The sequence below is a fragment of the Kribbella shirazensis genome, assembly GCF_011761605.1.
Taxonomy (GTDB): Bacteria; Actinomycetota; Actinomycetes; order Propionibacteriales; family Kribbellaceae; genus Kribbella; species Kribbella shirazensis.
In genome coordinates, this window is record NZ_JAASRO010000001.1 from 6,293,159 (window position 1) to 6,312,119 (window position 18,961).

The 18,961-nt window shown below is 69.7% G+C and carries 15 protein-coding genes and 1 riboswitch; of the genes, 6 read left to right on the forward strand and 9 right to left on the reverse strand.

The window, feature by feature from the left end; genetic code table 11:
* Positions 1-44 precede the first annotated feature (44 nt).
* Genes BJY22_RS30350 through BJY22_RS30360 form a run of 3 tightly spaced genes read right to left on the reverse strand, consistent with a single transcriptional unit; the run spans position 45 to position 3,709 of the window.
* Entirely contained in the window at positions 45-2,669 is a 2,625-nt protein-coding gene (locus BJY22_RS30350; protein ID WP_202891324.1) for an FtsK/SpoIIIE family DNA translocase, read from the reverse strand.
* Positions 2,670-2,674: 5 nt separating this feature from the next.
* A complete protein-coding gene (locus BJY22_RS30355; protein WP_202891325.1) occupies positions 2,675-3,163 on the reverse strand; it encodes a DUF4184 family protein in 489 nt (162 codons plus the stop codon).
* 30 nt (positions 3,164-3,193) lie between these two features.
* Entirely contained in the window at positions 3,194-3,709 is a 516-nt protein-coding gene (locus BJY22_RS30360; protein ID WP_167213484.1) for a DinB family protein, read from the reverse strand.
* Between the two features lie 95 nt (positions 3,710-3,804).
* Positions 3,805-3,918: riboswitch (SAM riboswitch) on the forward strand.
* 16 nt (positions 3,919-3,934) lie between these two features.
* Between BJY22_RS30360 and BJY22_RS30365 the strand changes: the two genes are divergently transcribed.
* Positions 3,935-5,299, forward strand: a complete 1,365-nt coding sequence (locus tag BJY22_RS30365) for an aminotransferase class V-fold PLP-dependent enzyme (protein ID WP_167213487.1) — start codon at positions 3,935-3,937, stop codon at positions 5,297-5,299.
* A 13-nt stretch (positions 5,300-5,312) separates the two neighbouring features.
* Here the strand turns inward: BJY22_RS30365 and BJY22_RS30370 are convergent, their stop codons facing one another.
* The gene (locus tag BJY22_RS30370) at positions 5,313-7,370 is read right to left on the reverse strand and encodes a prolyl oligopeptidase family serine peptidase (RefSeq protein WP_167213490.1); all 2,058 of its coding nucleotides are present in this window, start codon (positions 7,368-7,370) and stop codon (positions 5,313-5,315) included.
* A 58-nt stretch (positions 7,371-7,428) separates the two neighbouring features.
* Here BJY22_RS30370 and BJY22_RS41960 point away from each other — a divergent pair, with 58 nt between their 5' ends.
* Genes BJY22_RS41960 through BJY22_RS30385 form a run of 3 tightly spaced genes read left to right on the forward strand, consistent with a single transcriptional unit; the run spans position 7,429 to position 10,790 of the window.
* Positions 7,429-9,306, forward strand: a complete 1,878-nt coding sequence (locus tag BJY22_RS41960) for a LuxR C-terminal-related transcriptional regulator (RefSeq protein WP_167213492.1) — start codon at positions 7,429-7,431, stop codon at positions 9,304-9,306.
* Positions 9,307-9,354: 48 nt separating this feature from the next.
* Positions 9,355-10,140 carry a mycothiol-dependent nitroreductase Rv2466c family protein gene (locus tag BJY22_RS30380; protein WP_202891326.1) on the forward strand — a complete coding sequence of 262 codons (786 nt, stop codon included), beginning with the start codon at positions 9,355-9,357 and terminating at the stop codon, positions 10,138-10,140.
* Positions 10,137-10,790, forward strand: a complete 654-nt coding sequence (locus BJY22_RS30385; RefSeq protein WP_167213495.1) for a maleylpyruvate isomerase family mycothiol-dependent enzyme — start codon at positions 10,137-10,139, stop codon at positions 10,788-10,790. The genes BJY22_RS30380 and BJY22_RS30385 overlap by 4 nt, the downstream gene beginning before the upstream one ends.
* 71 nt (positions 10,791-10,861) lie before the next feature.
* Here the strand turns inward: BJY22_RS30385 and BJY22_RS30390 are convergent, their stop codons facing one another.
* The gene (locus BJY22_RS30390) at positions 10,862-12,388 is read right to left on the reverse strand and encodes an alkaline phosphatase D family protein (protein WP_167213498.1); all 1,527 of its coding nucleotides are present in this window, start codon (positions 12,386-12,388) and stop codon (positions 10,862-10,864) included.
* A gap of 201 nt (positions 12,389-12,589) precedes the next feature.
* Here BJY22_RS30390 and BJY22_RS30395 point away from each other — a divergent pair, with 201 nt between their 5' ends.
* Positions 12,590-13,690 (forward strand): fatty acid desaturase family protein, encoded by a 1,101-nt coding sequence (locus BJY22_RS30395; RefSeq protein ID WP_167213500.1) that lies wholly within the window; start codon positions 12,590-12,592, stop codon positions 13,688-13,690.
* On the opposite strand, the gene BJY22_RS30400 is transcribed toward BJY22_RS30395, so the two are convergent.
* Genes BJY22_RS30400 through dapA form a run of 3 tightly spaced genes read right to left on the reverse strand, consistent with a single transcriptional unit; the run spans position 13,664 to position 17,362 of the window.
* The gene (locus BJY22_RS30400) at positions 13,664-14,695 is read right to left on the reverse strand and encodes a LacI family DNA-binding transcriptional regulator (RefSeq protein WP_167213502.1); all 1,032 of its coding nucleotides are present in this window, start codon (positions 14,693-14,695) and stop codon (positions 13,664-13,666) included. The genes BJY22_RS30395 and BJY22_RS30400 overlap by 27 nt on opposite strands.
* A gap of 37 nt (positions 14,696-14,732) precedes the next feature.
* Positions 14,733-16,427 carry a ribonuclease J gene (locus BJY22_RS30405; RefSeq protein WP_167213504.1) on the reverse strand — a complete coding sequence of 565 codons (1,695 nt, stop codon included), beginning with the start codon at positions 16,425-16,427 and terminating at the stop codon, positions 14,733-14,735.
* Positions 16,424-17,362 (reverse strand): 4-hydroxy-tetrahydrodipicolinate synthase, encoded by a 939-nt coding sequence (gene dapA, locus BJY22_RS30410; RefSeq protein ID WP_167213506.1) that lies wholly within the window; start codon positions 17,360-17,362, stop codon positions 16,424-16,426. The genes BJY22_RS30405 and dapA overlap by 4 nt, the downstream gene beginning before the upstream one ends.
* A 229-nt stretch (positions 17,363-17,591) precedes the next feature.
* On the opposite strand from dapA, the gene BJY22_RS30415 reads away from it, so the two are divergent.
* On the forward strand, positions 17,592-18,104 hold the full coding sequence (locus tag BJY22_RS30415) for a hypothetical protein (protein ID WP_167213509.1): 513 nt from the start codon (positions 17,592-17,594) through the stop codon (positions 18,102-18,104).
* Here BJY22_RS30415 and BJY22_RS30420 read toward each other — a convergent pair whose 3' ends face one another.
* A complete protein-coding gene (locus BJY22_RS30420; RefSeq protein ID WP_238350502.1) occupies positions 18,105-18,917 on the reverse strand; it encodes a metal-dependent hydrolase in 813 nt (270 codons plus the stop codon).
* Between the last annotated feature and the right edge of the window lie 44 nt (positions 18,918-18,961).

The following is an 18,961-nucleotide window of genomic DNA, read 5'->3' on the forward strand; positions in this document are numbered from 1 at the left end:
AGAATCGTTCCTGCCTGGGCAGTGCGCTCGCGGCGGTCACGGTCTCACTCTCCTCGGAGGGTGCTGATGAAATCCTCTAGATCGTCGGGCTTGACCAGGACGTCCCTGGCCTTCGAACCTTCACTGGGACCGACGACGCCGCGGCTCTCCAGGATGTCCATCAGCCGGCCGGCCTTGGCGAAACCGACCCGGAGCTTACGCTGCAACATCGACGTCGAGCCGAACTGGGTGGAAACGATCAGCTCCGCCGCCTGCACGACCAGGTCGAGATCGTCGCCGATCTCGTCGTCCAGGTCCTTGCTCGGGCCGGGCGCCGCGGTGACGTCCTCGCGGTACGTCGGCTGCAACTGCTCCTTGCAGTGGTCGACCACGCCGCGGATCTCGGTCTCGGTGACCCAAGCGCCCTGGATACGCATCGGCTTGCTCGCGCCCATCGGCAGGAACAGGCCGTCACCCTGACCGACCAGCTTCTCCGCGCCGGGCTGGTCGAGGATGACCCGGCTGTCGGCCAGCGACGAGGTCGCGAACGCCAGCCGCGACGGCACGTTCGCCTTGATCAGACCGGTGACGACGTCCACCGACGGCCGCTGCGTGGCGAGCACCAGGTGGATGCCGGCCGCCCGCGCGAGCTGGGTGATCCGGACGATCGAGTCCTCGACGTCGCGCGGCGCGACCATCATCAGGTCGGCGAGCTCGTCGACGATCACCAGCAGATACGGGTATGGCGACAGCACCCGCTCGGACCCCGGCGGCGGCTTCACCTTCCCGCCGCGGACCGCCTTGTTGAAGTCGTCGACGTGCCGGAACCCGAACGCCGCGAGGTCGTCGTACCGCATGTCCATCTCGCGGACGACCCACTGCAGCGCCTCGGCCGCCTTCTTGGCGTTGGTGATGATCGGGGTGATCAGGTGCGGGATGCCCTCGTAGTTGTTCAGCTCGACCCGCTTCGGGTCGACCAGGATCATCCGCACCTCGTCGGGGGTGGCGCGCATCAGGATCGAGGTGATCAGCGAGTTGACGAACGACGACTTACCCGAACCGGTCGCACCGGCGACCAGCAGGTGCGGCATCTTCGCCATGTTCGCCACCACGAAGCCGCCCTCGACGTCCTTGCCGAGCCCGGCCACCATCGGGTGGTGATCGTTGCGCGCGGTCGCCGAGCGGATCACGTCGCCGAGGCTGACGATCTCCTTGTCGGTGTTCGGGATCTCGATACCGATCGCGGACTTGCCGGGGATCGGCGACAGGATCCGCACGTCGGCCGACGCGACGGCGTACGCGATGTTCTTCGACAGCGCGGTGACCTTCTCGACCTTCACCGCCGAGCCGAGCTCGACCTCGTAGCGGGTGACTGTCGGGCCGCGGGTGTAGCCGGTGACCTGGGCGTCGATGCCGAACTGCTCGAAGACCTCGGTCAGCCGGTCGACGACCTGGTCGGACGCCTTGGTGCGGGCCTTGTGCACCGAGCCGGGCTTGAGCATCTGCCCGTCGGGCAGGGTGTAGGCGATGTCGCCGGACAGGCTGAGCTGCTCGACGCGCTGCGGCAGCGGCGTGTGCGGCGGCGGCTCGGGGGCCGGCGCGGGCGGCTTGCTCGACACGACAGGCGCGTCGAAGGCCGGCTCGACGGGAGCGGCGGCGTCGGCGCTGTCCGCGTCGACGTCGTACGCGTCCTCTTCCTCCACGGCCTTGGCCTTCGACTTCCGGCCGCGCTTGGGGCTGTCCGCGAGCACCGGCGAGTCGTACGGCTTGACCGTCGGCTCGCCGTCCTCGTCCAGCTCGGCCTTCGCACGCCGCTGCTTGCGGGTCAGCCGGACGGTGTCGTCGGTCGGAGCGGCCTGCACGGACGGAGCGTCCTCGGGCAGCTCGGTCCGTCCCATCAGTACGTCGAACGCCGCCCGGAACCGCAGCGGGATCGCGTAGACCGGCGTCCCGGTGATGACCAGGGCGCCGAAGATCGACAGCAGGACCAGCAGCGGCGCAGCGACGTACTGCGTGAGCAGGTCCGACAGGAACGACGAGACGACGTACCCGATCGCGCCGCCGGCGTCCCGCAGCGGTCCGTCGGCCGGGTTGCTCGGCCGGGGCAGACCGTTGGCGATGTGGATCAGGCCGAGTACGCCGAGGCAGACGGCGGTCCACCCGATCGCCTGCCGGCCGGCCGGGCCGTTGCGGTCCGGGTGCCGCAGCGTGCGCAGCGCGATCACCAGAAGCATCAGCGGCAACGCCCAGCCGAGCATGCCGATACTGCCGCCGACGACCGTCCGTACGCCGTTGCCGACCGACCCCGGCAGGTCCCACCAGACCGCGGCGGCCACGACGACCGCCAGACCGATCAGGAACAGGCCGGCGCCGTCACGGCGGTGCTCCGGCTCCAGGTCGCGGGCGCTGTGACCGATCCCGCGCACCATGCTGCCGAGCAGGTGCGCGATACCGATCCAGACCTTCACCACTCCGCGCCCGAGCGCGAGCATGGCGGCCGCGAAGGGGCCCGGTCCGCTCGATTTGGGCGTGCTGGTCCGCGCGGGGGTGGATCCACCGCGCTTCGAGCTCTGCCCTCGCTTCTGGGCACCGGACGGACGGGAGCGTCCACCAGCAGCCGAACGGGCCGTGCTCGGCCGTTTGGCTGCCGACTTCTGCGCCCGCGCCGGGGAAGACGTGCGGGTCGCCATATTGCTCAGGCTACCCCGACAACCCCTTGAGTCCCATGTGTCACACGCCGATCACGCTGCCCCATCCGTAGCGTCACGACACGTACGTGCGCCGGCGCCAGCGTTCCGCGTGCCACAGGAAGACGTACATCCCGAGTGCGATCAGGGTGCCGGACACCAGGCCGGTGAGTACCAGCCGTACGGCGGTCTCGCCGGCGTACGCGCCGGCGGGCGGCGAGAGCGGGTGGAGCTAGAGCGACCAGGGGCCGCTTCAGGACCAGGTTGAACACAGCGAGCAGCAGAAGCTTCAGCAGCGGGTCCAGCCAGAGAGCCGACGTGACCTTGTGGGTGAGCGTCAGCGTGAAGTTGCCGTGGATGTACTGCGTGGCGATCCGGTACAGCGGGCCGACGTACAGCAGGTCGGGTGCCACCGCACCAGCCACCAGCGCCGACACCACGAACGGCTGCCGGAACAGCGGGAGGACCGCCGCGGGGTGGGCGAGGGTGAACGGCACGGCGGCAGCCTAGAAGCGCAGGAGGTCGCGTTACGCGCCTGTGGTCCCGTCGAGCTGCTCCCGCAAGAGATCGGCGTGACCGCAGTGCCGTGCGTACTCACCGATCAGGTGGACGTAGATCATCCGCAGCGTCGACTCTGTCCCGTTGAAGGTGAAGCGGTCGTCCAGCGAACGCCCGGCGACCGCCTCGTCGGAGAGCTTCCACTCGGCAACCAGACCCTCGTACGCCGCCTGCGCCTCGCCTGGGTCGATCAACTCGAAGTCCGCATCCTTGCCCAACGCGGGCGGGAACACCGGCTCGGCCGGGACCTCGGCGAAGTGGATGCGGAACCAGATCCGCTCGACCTTGGTCAGATGCCGGATCAGTCCGAGCAGCGACAGATTCGACGGTGGTGACGGCGCCGCGGCCAGCTCCTCGGCGGTCAGCCCCGCGCATTTGAACAGCAGCGTGCTGCGGTAGAAGTCCAGGTAGCCCTGCAGCAGTTCGCGTTCGGGTGCGGTCAGCGAGCCGTCCGGTCGCTCGACGGCGGGCGCTCTCCAGGTCATCGACTTCCTCACTGTGTCCACGATGTGTTCGATCATCTCATCACATGAGATAGCTACTGGCGGGGACCGTAGCCCGTTCGTTACCGTTCTCGGCAGGTCATGAGTGCCAGCGACAAGCCCCGGCTAGCTGGCCGGCAACCCTCCTCCGCGGTGGGGTGCCCCGGGTGAAGACCAGGCCGTGCGGATACCCCGCTCGGCAAGCGCGGACTTCCTGGGAGCAGCACCATGTCGATCTTGTCCATCCTCGAGCCGGCCAGTACGGCGACCCCGCGACCGACCGTCACCCGCCAGGTCACCGGGAACATCCCCACCACCGTCGGCTCGGACCTGCTGGTCCCGCTCGCCGACGGCCGGGTCACCGACTACGCGAACTTCGACCACGGTGCGAGCGCGCCCTGTCTGGAGTCCGTCCGCGCCAGCGTCGAGGCGGCGCTGCCGTCGTACGCGTCGGTGCACCGCGGCAACGGGTACGCGTCGCGGATCACCACCCAGTGGTACGAGCGGGCGCGGGCCGAGGTCCACGCCTTCGTCGGTGCCCGTGAGGACGACCAGGTCGTCTTCACCCGGCAGACCACCGACGCGCTCAACCTGCTGGCGCACGCGCTGCCGGCGGACGCGACCGTGATCGTGTTCGAGTCCGAGCACCACGCCGCCCTCCTCCCCTGGCCCGCCGAGAGGACCGTGCGCCTCAAGGCCCCGGCCGGCCAGACCGAGGCCGTGACGAACGTCGCCGACGCGCTCCGCCAGGCGCCCGAGGGTCCTCGCCTCGTCGTGATCACCGGCGCCTCCAACGTCACCGGCGAGATCTTCCCGATCGCGGAGATCGCCAAGGTGGCCAAGGCGCACGGCGCGCGGGTCTGCCTGGACGCCGCGCAACTCGCCCCGCACCGTCCCGTCGACATCGCCACCCTGGACGTCGACTGGGTCGCGCTGTCGGGTCACAAGCTGTACGCGCCGTACGGCGCCGGCGCGCTGATCGGCCGCTCCGACTGGCTCGACGCCGCGGACCCGTACCTGTACGGCGGGGGCGCGACGCACGCCGTCGCCGGCGACACCGTGGTGTGGTCGACCGGTCCGGCGCGGCACGAGGGTGGCTCCCCCAACGTCATCGGCGCGATCGCGCTGGCCTCCGCCTGCGCCGCGATCAGCAAGCACCGCGACGCCATCGAGCAGCACGAGCGCAGCCTGCTGGCCCGCCTCCGCACCGGACTCGCCCAGATCGACAAGGTCACGACGTACTCGATCTTCGCCGAGGACGCGGACCGCGTCGGCACCGTCTGCTTCACCGTCGCCGGGCTGACCTCGACGCTGGTGTCCGCGGCGCTGAGCGCGGAGTACGGCATCGGTGTCCGGGACGGCAAGTTCTGCGCCCACCCGCTGGTCGGCCACCTGCTCGCCAACTCCCCCGAGCACGGTACGGCGGTCCGCGCCAGCCTCGGCCTCGGGACGACCCGTGAGCACGTGGACCGGCTCGTCAACGCCGTTCGTACGCTGGCCACCAGCGGTCCGCGGACGGAGTACGCGGAGACCGCGCACGGCTGTCAGCCGTCCGACGATCCCCGCGATCTCCAGGCCCCGCGCATCTGGTAGTCCAGCGGCCCTCCTACTGCTCAGGAGGCAGAAGTCCTACGTGGTGAGCAGCGAACGCCAGTAGGTCTGCCCATTCCGACGCGATCATCGCGGCGGGTTTGCCGAAGCCATGGCCGGTGTTGACCTCCACCCTGGTCAAGACCGGCTGCGGACCGGACTGGGCGTGCTGCAGGGCAGCGATGAACTTGTGACTGTGCAACGGGACCACCCGGTCGTCGTGGTCACCTGTGACCACGAGAGTCGCCGGGTACGCCGTACCGTCGCTCACGCGATGCAGCGGCGAGTAGGCCAACAGGTCCTCGAACTGCTCCGGATCGTCCGGCAGACCGTAGTCGGACGCCCACGCCGCTCCCACGGTGAACAGGTGGAACCGGAGCATGTCCAGCACACCCACACCGGGAAGTGCGACCGCGAAGAGGTCCGGCCGCTGCGTCATGACCGCACCGACGAGCAGACCGCCGTTGCTGCGACCGTGGATCGCCAGCTGCGCCGGCGTGGTGACGCCGGTGTCCCGCAGGTGCTCTGCCACCGCGATGAAGTCGTCGAAGACGTTCTGCTTGTTCTTCAGCCGTCCCGCGTCGTGCCACTCGGTCCCGTACTCGCCACCGCCTCGCAGGTTGGTGATGACCAGTACGCCGCCCGCGGCGAGCCACGCCGGCCATCCGGGGCGGTAGTCGGCCTGGATCGGGATGCGGAACCCGCCGTACCCCCACATGAGCGTCGGACGCGGCGTCTCGAAGTCCAGGTCGGACCGGGTGATCAGGAAGTACGGCACGTCGCGTCCTGAAGCGACGCGGCGCGTCACGGTGACCTCTGGCGGCGTGAACCCACCAGAACCGCGGACCAGCTCCGGGAGCGCCCGTACCTCTCCTGACCCGGTCGACACCACGTACGACAGCGTCGGGTCGGTTGTCGTGGACAGGCCGATGAACAGCTCGTCGTACTCCGGTCCGGCGTTGAGACCAACCACTCCCCCACCAGGTACGTCGACAACGCGCCGGCCGGACCCGTCCAACGCGTAGAGCGTCAGCACCGGCTGCGCGTCGACAAGCGTCAACGTGGCCAGACCGTTCGCCGTACCGCGGACTGCCTGCAGCGTGGCCTCGCCCTCCGGGATGAGGTCGGTGAACTCGCCGTCCAGGTTCGACAGCACCACCCGGCCACGGGACGCGTCGCGGTCGGTCCGCAGTACCAGCTGGTCGCCTGACATCCGTACGAAGGCGATCTCGTCCGCGAACTCGTCCACCACCTTCACCGGCTCCCCCACCCCGTCGCTGGTGATCGGGTAGACCCAGAGGCGCGTGCTGGGGTCCGTGCCCTCGGTGATGTGGACGACGAGGTACCTCTCGTCGTCGGAGACCTCCGGCGTGATGAAGTACCGGTCCTGGCCCGGGAAGCTCAGCAGGAGCTCGTCCTCGGTCTGTGGCGTGCCGACCTTGTGCAGCTTCAGCTGCCCACCGGACAGGGAGGTGGTCTCAGTACCTTCGCTGCGCCCGCTGGCCGGGTAGTGCAGATACAGGTACGCCGAACTGTCCGGAAGCCACGTCGCCTCGCAGAACTTGGCCTCCGACACCACGTCGTCGACCGGCGTGCCAGTCGCGATGTCGAGCAGCCGGAACGTCGTCCAGTCGCTGCCGCTCTCGTTGATGCCGTAGGCGAAGTACTTCCCGTCCGGGCTGACGGTGAACGACCCCAGCGAGTCGGTGCCGTCCTCGGAGAGGGTGTTCGGGTCGATCAGCACGCGGCCGGCGGACACCAACTCGTCGAGCGACTCGGCTACGTAGATCACGTCCTGCGCCTGCGTGCCGTCGTTGCGGCCGACGAAGTACCAGCCGGCCTTCTTCTCGGGCACACCGGCCCGTGGGCGCGCGAGGATCGCGGACATCGTGGTCTGGAACCAGCCGCGCTCTGCGTACGTGGCCAGCTCGGCCTGCGTGCACTCGTTCTGCCGGCGGACCCAGTCCTGGGTGTCGGCGGAGTCAGGGTCCTCCAGCCAGCGATACGGATCGGCGATCTGGTGCCCGTGCAACGTCTCGACCACGTCGTCGCGGCGGCTCTCGGGATAGGTCATACGGACAACCTAAGTGGTGGGCTGGCGCACGCGCGCGGCAGACGGTCACACTGCGACAGTGAGCAACACCCGGCTGGATCAGCTGCTGGCCGCTGCCGCGGTCGTCGGTGAGCGGGTGCGGCTCGACGTACTGCAGCAGGTCGTCGCCATGCCGCCCAGCGACTTCCTGGCCGCGGTTGACACCCTGGTGCGTGCAGGAGCTCTGATCGTGCCACCTGACTCGGGTGAAGCCTGGTTCGCGAGCGAGTCCGTACGACGTGACGCAGAGGCACACCTGCCACTCGGCGGCCGCGCCGACCTGCATCGTCGTACCGCCGAGGCTCTGGATCCCACTGCCGATGCGGCAGAGATCATGCGGCACTGGTCCGCGGCTGTAGCGACGACAGCGGACCCACTGGACCGGGCACGGCTGCAGCTCCAGCTCGCCGTGGCTGCTGTCCGTGCTGGGGACCTGTCCGCCGCACATGCGGCCGTGCAAGCAGCAGTCGTCACTGCTCGCAGGTCACGAGCAACCGAGCTGCTCGCCGAGGCAGCAGTGACGCTGGAGCCGATCGGCCAGTCCGAGTGGGACGGAGACATCCACCAGTGGTGCACCGAGGCCCTGGCCGCACCAGGCCTCGCGCCACGCGCTGCTGTTCACGTCCTCGCCCGTCAGACCCAAGCGGCTGTCTACCTCGCCCGCTGGCCCGAAGCTGTAGCCACGAGCAGCGACGCTCTCGCGCAAGCTGAGGCACTCGACGACGCCGATCTGCTTGTCGAGGCACTCACCGCCCGCCAGCTCGCCACGAGCGGGCCTGACGACGTCGACGAGCTCGCCGCCGCGGCTGCACGCATGATCGACCTCGGTACGTCGACCGGCAGGGCCGAGGTCGAACTGCGCGGCCGCCTGTGGCGGATCGACGCCCTCTGGTACTGCGGTGATCTCGCCGCGATCGGCGCGGAGACCGGGCGGCTCGCGAGCTGCGCCGATCGGGTCGACGGCCCGCACGGACGATGGCACGTCCTCGTCACCCAGGCCTCGCTCGCGCTGGCCAGGGCGGAGTTCGAGGAGGCCGAGGCGCTGCTCGGCGACGCGTTCGACCGGTTCCGGCGCATCGGGCACCCCGCGGTCCACGGCGCCGAGGTGATGTTCCGGGTACTGCGCGGCCATCACCTCGGCCACACCGAGGACCTGCTCGGGCCGGCCCTCTGGAGGTTCGGGACGGACTCCCGCTGGGATCTCTTCGCCCACCTGTGCCGAGCGTTCGTTCTCGTCGACGCAGGCCGCCTCGACGAGGCTGCCGCGCACTACCACCGCTGCGGCGGGCCCGGATCCTGGCAGGCACCCCGCGCCGGCGAACTACTCCTGAACGCCGTCGCGGCCCGGGTCGCCGCCGCACTGGGCGCGGTCGACGACGTACGCGTCGTCCGCGCCCGGCTGGAACCCCACCGGGGCCGGTACGTCGTCGGCGGCGGAGGCGGGACCAACTTCCTCGGACCGGTCGAACTGGCGCTCGGCGTGTGCGCAGGCGCCCTCGGCGAGTGGGACGCGGCTGCCTCCGACCTCCACGAGGCGATCGCGCTGTGCCGGTCGATCGGCGCTCCCGGCTTCGCCGTCGAAGCTGCCTGCCTCTTGACCGAGGTGTACGAGCTCTCTGGAGAGTCGGCGCAGGCCCGCACGACAGCCGCCGAAGCGCTTCCGCTGGCGAAGGCCCTGGGCATGACGCCCTGGCTGGCACGCCTCGAGAGACCGGACGACCCGCTGAGCCCACGCGAACGCGAGGTCGCCCGGCTGGTCGCCGCCGGCCTGAGCAACCGCGGGATCGCCGCAGCTCTGGTCATCTCCGAACGCACCGCCCAGAACCACGTCCAGCACATCCTCGGCAAGCTCGGCTTCGTCAACCGGGCACAGGTAGCTGCCTGGGCGGCGCAACGCAGTACTCAGCACCGCGAATGAGCAATTCGCACGATGCGGCACGCGGCGAGGCGGCGGACGCTGAGTGGCATGACGGAGCACGATCAGACCGGCGCGGACCTCGCTCTCTGGGACCAGGTCACCACGAGCTACTTCACCGAGCGAGCAGGCTTCACACCCGCGGCCGGATTCCGCGAGCGCACCGAGACAGCCCGCCGCACCACCGTGACGGCCGGGACGACGCCCCGGGTCGACCTCTACGTCGACCCCATCTGCCCGTACACGTGGCTGGTCGCGTGCTGGTTGCAGGAGGTCGCCGTACGCCGAGAGCTCGATCTGCGCTACCACGTGATGAGCCTGCGCCTGCTCAACGAGGACCGGGACGACAGCTACAGCCGGAACCTCGACGCGTCGTCCGGCCCGTCCCGGGTCGCGACCGCGATCGTCGTCCACCACGGACGTGAGGCGTTCCGGGCCTGGCACGGTGCCTTCGGCAACCAGATCTTCGACCACTGGCGCTATCCGGAGCCGTCGGAGTACCGCGCGGCGGCGACGGACGCCCTGGCCGCGACCGGGCTGCCGGCAGCGCTCGCGGACGCCGCCGGCACGACGCGGTACGACGAGGCGCTGCGACGCAGCCACGACGAGGGAACCCGGCCGGTCGGCGTGGACGGCGGGACCCCGGTCGTCCATCTCGACGGGGCGGCGTACTTCGGTCCGGTCCTGAACGCGGTCCCGCTGGGTGACGACGCGCTGCGACTGTTCGACGGCGTACGACTGCTCGCGAGGTCCCGCGACTTCTTCGAACTCAAACGCACCCGGTCCACACCGCCCGATGTGCGCTACCGTCCGACCAAGGGAGAGGCAAGGTCATGAACGACGACGAGCTCTGGGCCGCGATCGACGCTCAACGGCTACGCACCACCGACTGGCTGGCCACGCTCTCGCCCGACGACTGGGGACGTCGCTCACTCTGCGACGGCTGGACCGTCCGCGACGTCGCCGGCCACCTCACCCTGCAACAGATGGGATTCGGCGACGTACTGCGTGTCGCCGTCAGGCATCCCGGCGTCCACAGCCTCAACTGGATGATCTTGACCTCCGCCCGCGACAAAGCCGCCCTGCCGACCGAACAGCTCATCAGCGAGATCCGGGCCATGGTCGGATCGCGCCGGCACAACCTCGGCGTCACGCCGTTCGAGACGTTGCTCGACATCGTCGTCCACGGCCAGGACATGGCCGTCCCGCTGGGCCGATCGCTGTCCGTTCCACCGCAGGTGGCGGCGACGGCGGCATCGCGCGCGTGGCAGTACCAGGCGACACGGAGCGGGCGGCGGAAGGCGAAGGTCTTCCAGCCGATTCCCTACGCCGGACTTCGCCTCACAGCCACCGACATCGACTGGAGCGTCGGCGACGGGCCGGAGCTTCGCGGTCCGGTGCTCGCGCTGCTCCTGCTCCTGACCGGACGTCGCGACGTACTGCCGCAGCTCGACGGCCCTGGCGCGCAGACGCTGCACCGCGTGTAGCGCCGTACTCCCCCGGCTCCGGTGGGCGGCATCCCGCACAGGCGCCGGAGCCGGGTGAGCACGACGGGCCCTCACCGAGGGGCCGGGGTGATGTCCTTGGTCCAGAGCACGTCGCCGAACAGGTTCCGCAGCGAGACCGTGAAGACCCCGGTCCGCGGGTCGATGCGGGTGTGGCCGAAGAACTGGTTGCCGCTCGCCGGCGACTGGTTCGGGAAGTCCGCCGCCTTCGAGAACACCACCTCCGGGCCGAACGTGCTGTCCAGCGCGTTCGGGCCGAAGGCGCCGGCGTTGATCGGGCCCGCGACGATCTCCCAGAACGGGTCGAAGTCGGTGAACGCAGCCCGCGACGGGTCGTAATGGTGCGCGGCGCAGTAGTGCACGTCGGCGGTCAGCCAGATCGCGTTGCGGACGTTGCGCTTCTTGAACTGGCTCAGCACCCAGGCGATCTCGTGCTCGCGCCCACCCGGCGCACCGGGCTGACCGTTCCCGACGCCTTCGATCAGTGCGCCGTCCGGGACCAGCAGACCGATCGGCATGTCGCTGGCGATCACCTTCCAGGTCGCCCGCGACGCCGCGACCTCGCGGACCAGCCACTCGGCCTGCTCCTCGCCGAGGATCGCGACCGGTCCGGCCGCCGACGGCGCCGGGTTCGCGTCGCGGTACGTCCGCATGTCCAGGCAGAACACGTCGAGCAGCGGGCCGTGGCTCACCTTGCGGTAGATCCGGTCCCGCCCCGCGGCCTGCTCCATCGGCAGGTACTCGAGGAACGCCTTCCTCGCCCGAGCCGCCAGGACGTCGACGCGCCGCTCGGTGTACCGGTCGTCGGTGAGGATCTCACCCGGGTGCCAGTTGTTCACCGTTTCGTGGTCGTCCCACTGCGCGATCAGCGGTACGTCGGCGTACAGCGAACGGACGTTGTCGTCGAGCAGGTTGTACTTGTACCGGCCGCGGTACTCGGCCAGCGTCTCCGCGACCTTGGAGACCTCCTCGGTCACGACGTTCTTCCAGACGGTGCCGTCGGCAACTTTCAGCTCGGCCTGGATCGGGCCGTCGGCGTAGATGTTGTCGCCGGAGTGCAGGAAGAAGTCCGGCCGGGTCTCGTGCATCGCCTGGTACGCGATCATCCCGCCGAGCTCGGGGTTGATGCCGTACCCCTGACCCGCCGTGTCACCGGTGAACACGAACGACACCGGCCGGTTCCGGCCCGGCGTGCTGAACGAACCGTCGACGGTCTGCCCGATCCGGCCGTTCGCATCCTCGAAGCCGAGCCGGTAGTCGTACCGCTGCCCCGGACGCAGACCGCGCAGCGGCAGCTGCGCGGTGAAGTCGTCGCCGGCGTCCGTCTTCGGGCCACGCAGGCTGATCGCCCTGTCGAAACGCCCGTGGCTGGTCAGCTGCACGACCAGCCGGCCGGGACGGTCGGCGCGCGCCCACACGACAGCCGAGTTCGGCGTCACGTCGGCACTCGCCACGCCCGACGGCAGCGCGGCGCGGTCGCGGCGGACAAGATTCGGGGCGGCCGATGCGACACCCGGCAGAGCCAGGGAGGCACCGGCGACGGAGGATGCGGCCAAGAGCTGGCGGCGGCTCAGTTTCATGACCCGAAGGTGCGCTCCACTGATGACGCTCAGGTGACGGCGGGGCGAACTGAGCGCCAAATCACCCGGTCCGCGGACACGCCCCACCTTGTGCGCGGCCACCCGCCGTGGTTCCGTTGAGAGCATCAGCACCTTCTCGTGACGCTGCCCCAGCACCTGGTGGCGCATCGACCGATGCACTACTGGAACTGGGGTTTTCTCATGTCACAGGTTGTTGACGAGGGCCATGATCCGTTGCGGGCCCAGCACCAGTACACGCATCTCTACACCGATCTGCTGCGGACCGTCCGCGAGCTCGGACTGCTCCGCCGGCGCCGCGGCTACTACTTCACCCGCATCGGCCTGGTGCTCGCATCCTTCGTAGCAGTCTGGGTCGGTGTCGGCCTGCTCGGCGACTCCTGGTTCCAGCTTCTGATGGCGGGCGCGTTGGCGCTGGTGCTCACCCAGGTGGCCTTCCTCAGCCACGACAGTGCGCATCGGCAGGTATTCGACTCGGCTTCCTGGAACGACTGGACCGCACGTCTGCTGGCCGGTGGGCTGGTGGGGATGAGCGCGGCGTGGTGGCGGTCCAAGCACAGTCGTCACCACGGCGCACCGAATCAGCTCGACAAGGACCCTGACATCGGCGCCGGCGTCATCGCGTTCACCCCGGAGCACGCCGCCCAACGGCAGGGTCTGCGGGCGTGGCTGACCCGTCGCCAAGGCTGGCTGTTCTTCCCCTTGCTGACCCTGGAGGGCTTGAGCCTGTACGTCGCGAGCCTCCAGCACCTGTTCCGGCGCGGAGCGAGCTCGGTGGAGCGCATCGAGGCGGCTATCGTGGTGACCCGGCTCGGCGCCTACCTCGCCGTGTTGCTGCTCCTGCTGCCGATCGGCAAGGCCAGTGCGTTCCTCGGGCTGCAGCTCGCGGTCTTCGGAGTCTGCCTCGGCGGCTCGTTCGCCCCGAACCACAAAGGCATGCCGCTCGTCCCGAAGACGATGAAGCTCGATTTCCTCCGCCGCCAGGTGCTGATGTCGCGCAACATCCGCGGCGGCCTCCTCACCGATTTCGCGTTGGGCGGGCTCAACTACCAGATCGAGCACCACCTGTTCCCGAGCATGCCGCGACCGACGCTGCGCAAGGTGCAGCCGATCGTCCGCGAGTACTGCGAACTGCACGGGGTGAAGTACACCGAGGTCAGCCTGCTGACGTCGTACCGGATCGTCGTCGACTACCTGAACAACGTGGGGCTCCGGGCCCGCGACCCGTTCGACTGCCCGTTGGCCGCCGAGCTGAGGTCAGCCGGCGGGCGGAATCTCGCCTGAGCCGCGGATCGTCAGCTTCACCGGCACGCGGACCGTGCGGCCGGGACGGTGCGGCTCGGGGAGGCGCTCCGTCATCAACTGGATCGCCGTCCGGGCCATCACGTCGGCCGACTGCGCGACCGCAGTCAGGCCCGGGCTGAGCAGGTCGCCGAGCTGCAGGTCGTCGAAGGACACCAGCGCGACCCGGTCACGCCGGCCGGCGAGCCCCCGCAGTACCTCTGCCGTCGTCATGTTGTTCGCCGACAGCAACGCGGTCGCGGGCTCGGCACGGTCGAGGACGGCCGAGAGCGTGATGCCGATGCCCTCGGTGGTCGGCTCGGACAGGTGCACCAGGTCCTCGTCGACGTCGATCCCGTGGCGCGCCATCGCCGCCCGGTAGGCGACGACCCGCTCGCGGGCGGTGAAGATCCGCTCGTCGTCACCGAGGTACGCGATCCGGCGGTGCCCCTGCCGGACCAGGTGGTCGATCGCCTGGTCGATCCCGCCGGCGTTGTCCGCCAGTACGGCGTCCGCCTCGATGCCGTGCGCCGGACGGTCGATCGTGACGACCGCCATCCCGGCGTCCACGTGCGGGGCGAGGTACTCCTGGGTCTCCCCGATCGGCGCCATGATCAGCGCGTCCGGCCGGCGGGCGACGAACTCCAGGCAGACGTCCCTCTCCCGCTCCGGGTCCTCGTCGGTCAGGCCGATCATCACCACGGAGCCCGACGAGCGCGCCCACAGCTCGACCGCGCGGCCGAGCGAGGCGAAGAACGGGTCGCCGATGTCGCGGATCACCACGGCGATCGTGCCGGTCTTGCCGCGGCGCAGCATCCGGGCCGACTCGTTCGGGGTGTAGTTCAGCTCCTTGATCGCCGCCTGCACCTTGGCGGTCAGCTCGGGGCTGACGTTCGGCTCCTCGTTCACCACCCGGGACACGGTCTTCAACGCGACCCCGGCCCGGGCGGCGACCTCCTTCATCGTGGGCCGGCGCTGGCCCGTCCCGTTCACCCCGCTGACACTCATCGCCGGCCCACCCTTTCGTCGCTCGCGCCGAACGGTACTAGCTTTCGACCACGACAGGAATGATCATCGGTCGCCGGCGGTGGGTGTCGCTGACCCATTTGCCGACCACGCGGCGGATCACCTGCTGCAGCTGGTACATGTCGTCGACGCCGCTGCCGATCGCCTTCTCGATCTCGGCCTCGATCCGCGGCTTCAGGTCGTCGAACACGGTGTCGTCCTCGGCGAACCCGCGGGCCTGGATCTCCGGCCCGGCGGTCAGCTTGCCGGTCACCGAGTCCATCACCGCGATCACCGAGATGAACCCCTCGTCACCGAGGATCCGGCGGTCCTTCAGCGAGGTCTCGGTGATGTCGCCGACGGTCGAGCCGTCCACGAACACGTACCCGCAGTCCACCTTGCCCGCCACCACGGCCTTGCCGTCGATCAGGTCGACCACCACGCCGTCCTCGACCACGACCACGTTCTCCCGCGGTACGCCGGTCTGCACCGCCAGGTCCGCGTTCGCGTGCAGGTGCCGGACCTCGCCGTGCACGGGCATCACGTTGCGCGGCTTCACGATGTTGTAGCAGTACAGCAACTCGCCCGCGCTGGCGTGACCGGAGACGTGCACCAGCGCGTTGCCCTTGTGGATGACGTTCGCGCCGTGCCGGATCAGGCCGTTGATCACCCGGTACACCGAGTTCTCGTTGCCGGGGATGAGCGAGGACGCGAGTACGACGGTGTCACCGGGCTGCAGCTGTACGACGTTGTGGTCGTTCGCGGCGATCCGGGACAGCGCCGACATCGGCTCGCCCTGCGAACCGGTCGACACCAGCACGACCTGCTCCGGCGGGTAGTCGTCCACCTCGCGCATGTCGATCAGCGTGTCGCCGGGCACGTTCAGGAAGCCGAGGTCGCGGGCGACGCCCATGTTGCGGACCATCGAGCGGCCGACGTACGCGACCTTGCGGCGGTGCTTCACCGCGGCGTCCATCACCTGCTGGACGCGGTGCACATGTGAGGCGAAGCAGGCGACGATGATGCGCTGGTTCCTGGCGTTGGTGAAGACGCGGTCCAGCACCGGCGCGATGTCGCGCTCGTGGGTGGTGAAGCCGGGGACCTCGGAGTTCGTCGAGTCGACGCAGAACAGGTCCACGCCCTCCTCGCCGAGCCGGGCGAACGCCCGCAGGTCGGTGATCCGGTTGTCCAGCGGCAGCTGGTCCATCTTGAAGTCGCCGGTGTGCAGCACCAGGCCGGCCGGCGTCCGGATCGCCACCGCGAGCGCGTCCGGGATCGAGTGGTTCACCGCGACGAACTCGCAGACGAACGGGCCGATCTGCAGCTTCTCGCCCTCGACCACGGTCTGCTGCGGCACGTTGCGGTGCCGGTGCTCCTTCAGCTTGCCCTCGAGCAGCGCGAGCGTCAGCTGCGACCCGACGACCGGGATGTCGCCTCGCTCGCGCAGCAGGTAGGGCAACCCGCCGATGTGGTCCTCGTGGCCGTGCGTCAGCACCACCGCGACGACGTCGTCGAGACGGTCCCGGATCGGCTCGAAGTCCGGCAGGATCAGGTCCACACCGGGCTGGTTCTCGTCCGGGAACAGCACGCCGCAGTCGACGATCAGCAGCTTGCCGTCGTACTCGAAAACCGTCATATTCCGGCCGACCTCGCCGAGGCCGCCGAGCGGGATGACCCGCAAAGCGCCCGGAGCGAGAGGTCCGGGCGCGTCGAGATCTGGATGGGGATGGCTCATGCAATCAGTCCTGCCGTCTTGAGGTCGGTGGTGAGCCGGTCCACCAGCTCCGCGGGCGCCTCGACCAGCGGCGACCGCAGCGTCGCGTGCTCGATGACGCCGGCCAACTGGAGCGCGGCCTTCACCATGATGGCGCCCTGGGTTCTGGTCATGATCGCCTCGACGGCGGGCACCAGCCGTCGGTCGATCTGTTGAGCGGTGGCGAGGTCGCCGGCCACCACGGCGTCGATCAACTGCCGGTACTCCCGGCTCGCGACGTGAGCTACCACACTCGCGATGCCGACCGCGCCGATCGCCAGGGAGGCGAGATTCAGCTCGTCGGCACCGCAGTAGTAGAACAGATCGGTGTTCGCCAGCACCTTCGTGGTCCCCGCGATGTCGCCCTTGGCGTCCTTCACCGCGACGATCCGCGGGTGCTCGGCGAGCGCGATCAGCGTCTCCGACTTGATCTCGACGCCGGCCCGGCCGGGGATGTCGTACAGCATGTTCGGCAGGCCGGTGGCGTCGGCGACCGCGGTGAAGTGCGCGCGCAGCCCGTCCTGCGGGGGCTTGTTGTAGTACGGCGTGACGACCAGCAGCCCGTGCGCGCCAGCGGCCTCGGCCTGCTTCGCGCACTCGATCGTGTGCGCGGTGTCGTTGGTGCCGACGCCGGCGACGATCCGCGCGCGGTCGCCGACCGCCTCCCGGACGGCCTGGATCAGGCGGACCTTCTCCTCGTCCGACGTGGTCGGCGCCTCGCCGGTGGTCCCGTTCAGCACCAGGGCGTCGTTGCCGCCGTCGACGAGGTACGTCGCGACCTTCTGGGCGGCGTCCAGGTCGAGGGAGCCGTCGGGCCGGAACGGAGTGATCATCGCGGTCGTCAGACGGCCGAACGGCAGTGCCGAAGCCGGGGCCGAAGACGGGGCCGGCGAGGGCGTGGATTCTGGCGAGGACATGGGCCTCAGGTTACCGCTCCCGAACCCTGGAGAAATGGGTAGGCCTGGTGGCTGTCCGCTCGGGGGTCCGGGCAGCCACCAGGCTCACTCGTCCTATCGGGGCCCGCCCGGCAGGCGTTACAGCTTCCGGCAAAAAAGTCGGGAAAAACTTCTGCGAATACTCTGTGTGAGTAGATTGCTACATGTTGTCGATGATCCGATGACTTCCCGGACCGCTAATCTCATCCGCGTGTCGACACCTTCTGCCAGCCCCGCCACACCCGCCGCCCGTCAGAGCCTGACGATGGTCTGCGCGACGATGGCCGCCGCGATCCCGCTCCTCACCCTCGTCCTGTGGTTCGTCCTCGCCACCCATGGGCTCGGCGAGTTCCCGGCGAGCTGGCCGCCGCTGGTGGTGCTCGCCGCCGCGGTCGGCGCGTACTCGTTCTGCGAGCTCATCGGCTTCCGCACTCCCCCGCTCGAGTACTCCAACCGCCCCGCGGCCGAGATCCAGGCGGACTCGTGGCGCCGCTTCACCGCGTCGACGTTCACCCGCTTCGCAATCTGCGAGGCAGTGTTCATGATCTCCGTCGCGCTGGCGTTCGTCGCAGACAGCTTCTGGGTCGTGCTGATCGGCGCCGTACTCGCGCTTCCGCTGTTCTACCTGGAGGCCTGGCCGGGCGACCGCAACCAGCGACGGTTCGCCGCGGCGCTGGAGGCTCGTGGCGTCCCGTCGTACCTGACCGGACAGCTGCAGGACTGATCAGGACTGGCCGGCCAGCCAGACCGACGTCGCGTCGAACAACTCCTGCACCGCTTGGAACGCTCCAGGAAGAAGCAGTACGCCGCCAACGGTCAGCGCCGGCACGATCACCAGCCGCTCGAACCAGTTGCCGGTGCTGAAACGCAGCGGCTTCGGGAGGCGGAGCTCGTACCAGGTCTCGCCCCGGAGCGGGAGCGGCCAGAGCCACGGACAGCCCGACCGGGTGAGGCTGTCGCCCAGGCAGTGCACGAACATGCCCACGGCCACTGCCGCGCCGATCCAGCCGCCGATCTGACTCAGCCCGGCCTGTAGCGCGTCGGCGGCCGCCGTGCCGGGAAGTCCTGTCAGTGGTTCCGTGGCGCCGACGACGGACCAGCCGGCCGCAGCGAGTACAGCGAGGATGATCGAGTCGCCGAGCACGTCCGCGGCCAGGACGAGGCCCGTCACGGCGACGGCGAGCACCGCCCACTTCCCGCGGTCGCCGAGCCCGGCGGCGAGCATGCCCAGGAGAACCGCGGCGACAAGGGTGTGCGTCGCGTGCCGGTGCTTCCCGGTGCTGTCCTCGTCGCGCGGACCCTTCGTCAAGTTGTAGAGGACGCCGGAGAACGCACGGACCACTCCTGACACCAGACGTGTCACGGGTCCCAGCAACCGCGACGCGCTCGCGCCCGGGTGATCGAGGTCCGGCACCAACGCGTACCCGGCCGTGGCGGCCGCGAACGGCACCACCTCCGCCACGGAGGTCAGCCCGACCAGCGGCGCCGCCGCCAGCCCGGCACACCACCCCGACAACGCATGCGACCGCCCCATCATCCCGCGCCTCACTCCCTCCGGCCGAGCCCACATCCTCTCCCATG

Bases quoted from the DNA above. Each gene is read 5' to 3' on its own strand.
- BJY22_RS30385 (WP_167213495.1), top strand. From the start codon at position 10,137: ATGAACGACGACGAGCTCTGGGCCGCGATCGACGCTCAACGGCTACGC.
- BJY22_RS30350 (WP_202891324.1), bottom strand. From the start codon at position 2,669: ATGGCGACCCGCACGTCTTCCCCGGCGCGGGCGCAGAAGTCGGCAGCC.
- BJY22_RS30365 (WP_167213487.1), top strand. From the start codon at position 3,935: ATGTCGATCTTGTCCATCCTCGAGCCGGCCAGTACGGCGACCCCGCGA.
- BJY22_RS30405 (WP_167213504.1), bottom strand. From the start codon at position 16,427: ATGAGCCATCCCCATCCAGATCTCGACGCGCCCGGACCTCTCGCTCCG.
- BJY22_RS30420 (WP_238350502.1), bottom strand. From the start codon at position 18,917: ATGATGGGGCGGTCGCATGCGTTGTCGGGGTGGTGTGCCGGGCTGGCG.
- BJY22_RS30380 (WP_202891326.1), top strand. From the start codon at position 9,355: ATGACGGAGCACGATCAGACCGGCGCGGACCTCGCTCTCTGGGACCAG.
- BJY22_RS30370 (WP_167213490.1), bottom strand. From the start codon at position 7,370: ATGACCTATCCCGAGAGCCGCCGCGACGACGTGGTCGAGACGTTGCAC.
- dapA (WP_167213506.1), bottom strand. From the start codon at position 17,362: ATGTCCTCGCCAGAATCCACGCCCTCGCCGGCCCCGTCTTCGGCCCCG.
- BJY22_RS30360 (WP_167213484.1), bottom strand. From the start codon at position 3,709: ATGACCTGGAGAGCGCCCGCCGTCGAGCGACCGGACGGCTCGCTGACC.
- BJY22_RS30390 (WP_167213498.1), bottom strand. From the start codon at position 12,388: ATGAAACTGAGCCGCCGCCAGCTCTTGGCCGCATCCTCCGTCGCCGGT.
- BJY22_RS30395 (WP_167213500.1), top strand. From the start codon at position 12,590: ATGTCACAGGTTGTTGACGAGGGCCATGATCCGTTGCGGGCCCAGCAC.
- BJY22_RS30400 (WP_167213502.1), bottom strand. From the start codon at position 14,695: ATGAGTGTCAGCGGGGTGAACGGGACGGGCCAGCGCCGGCCCACGATG.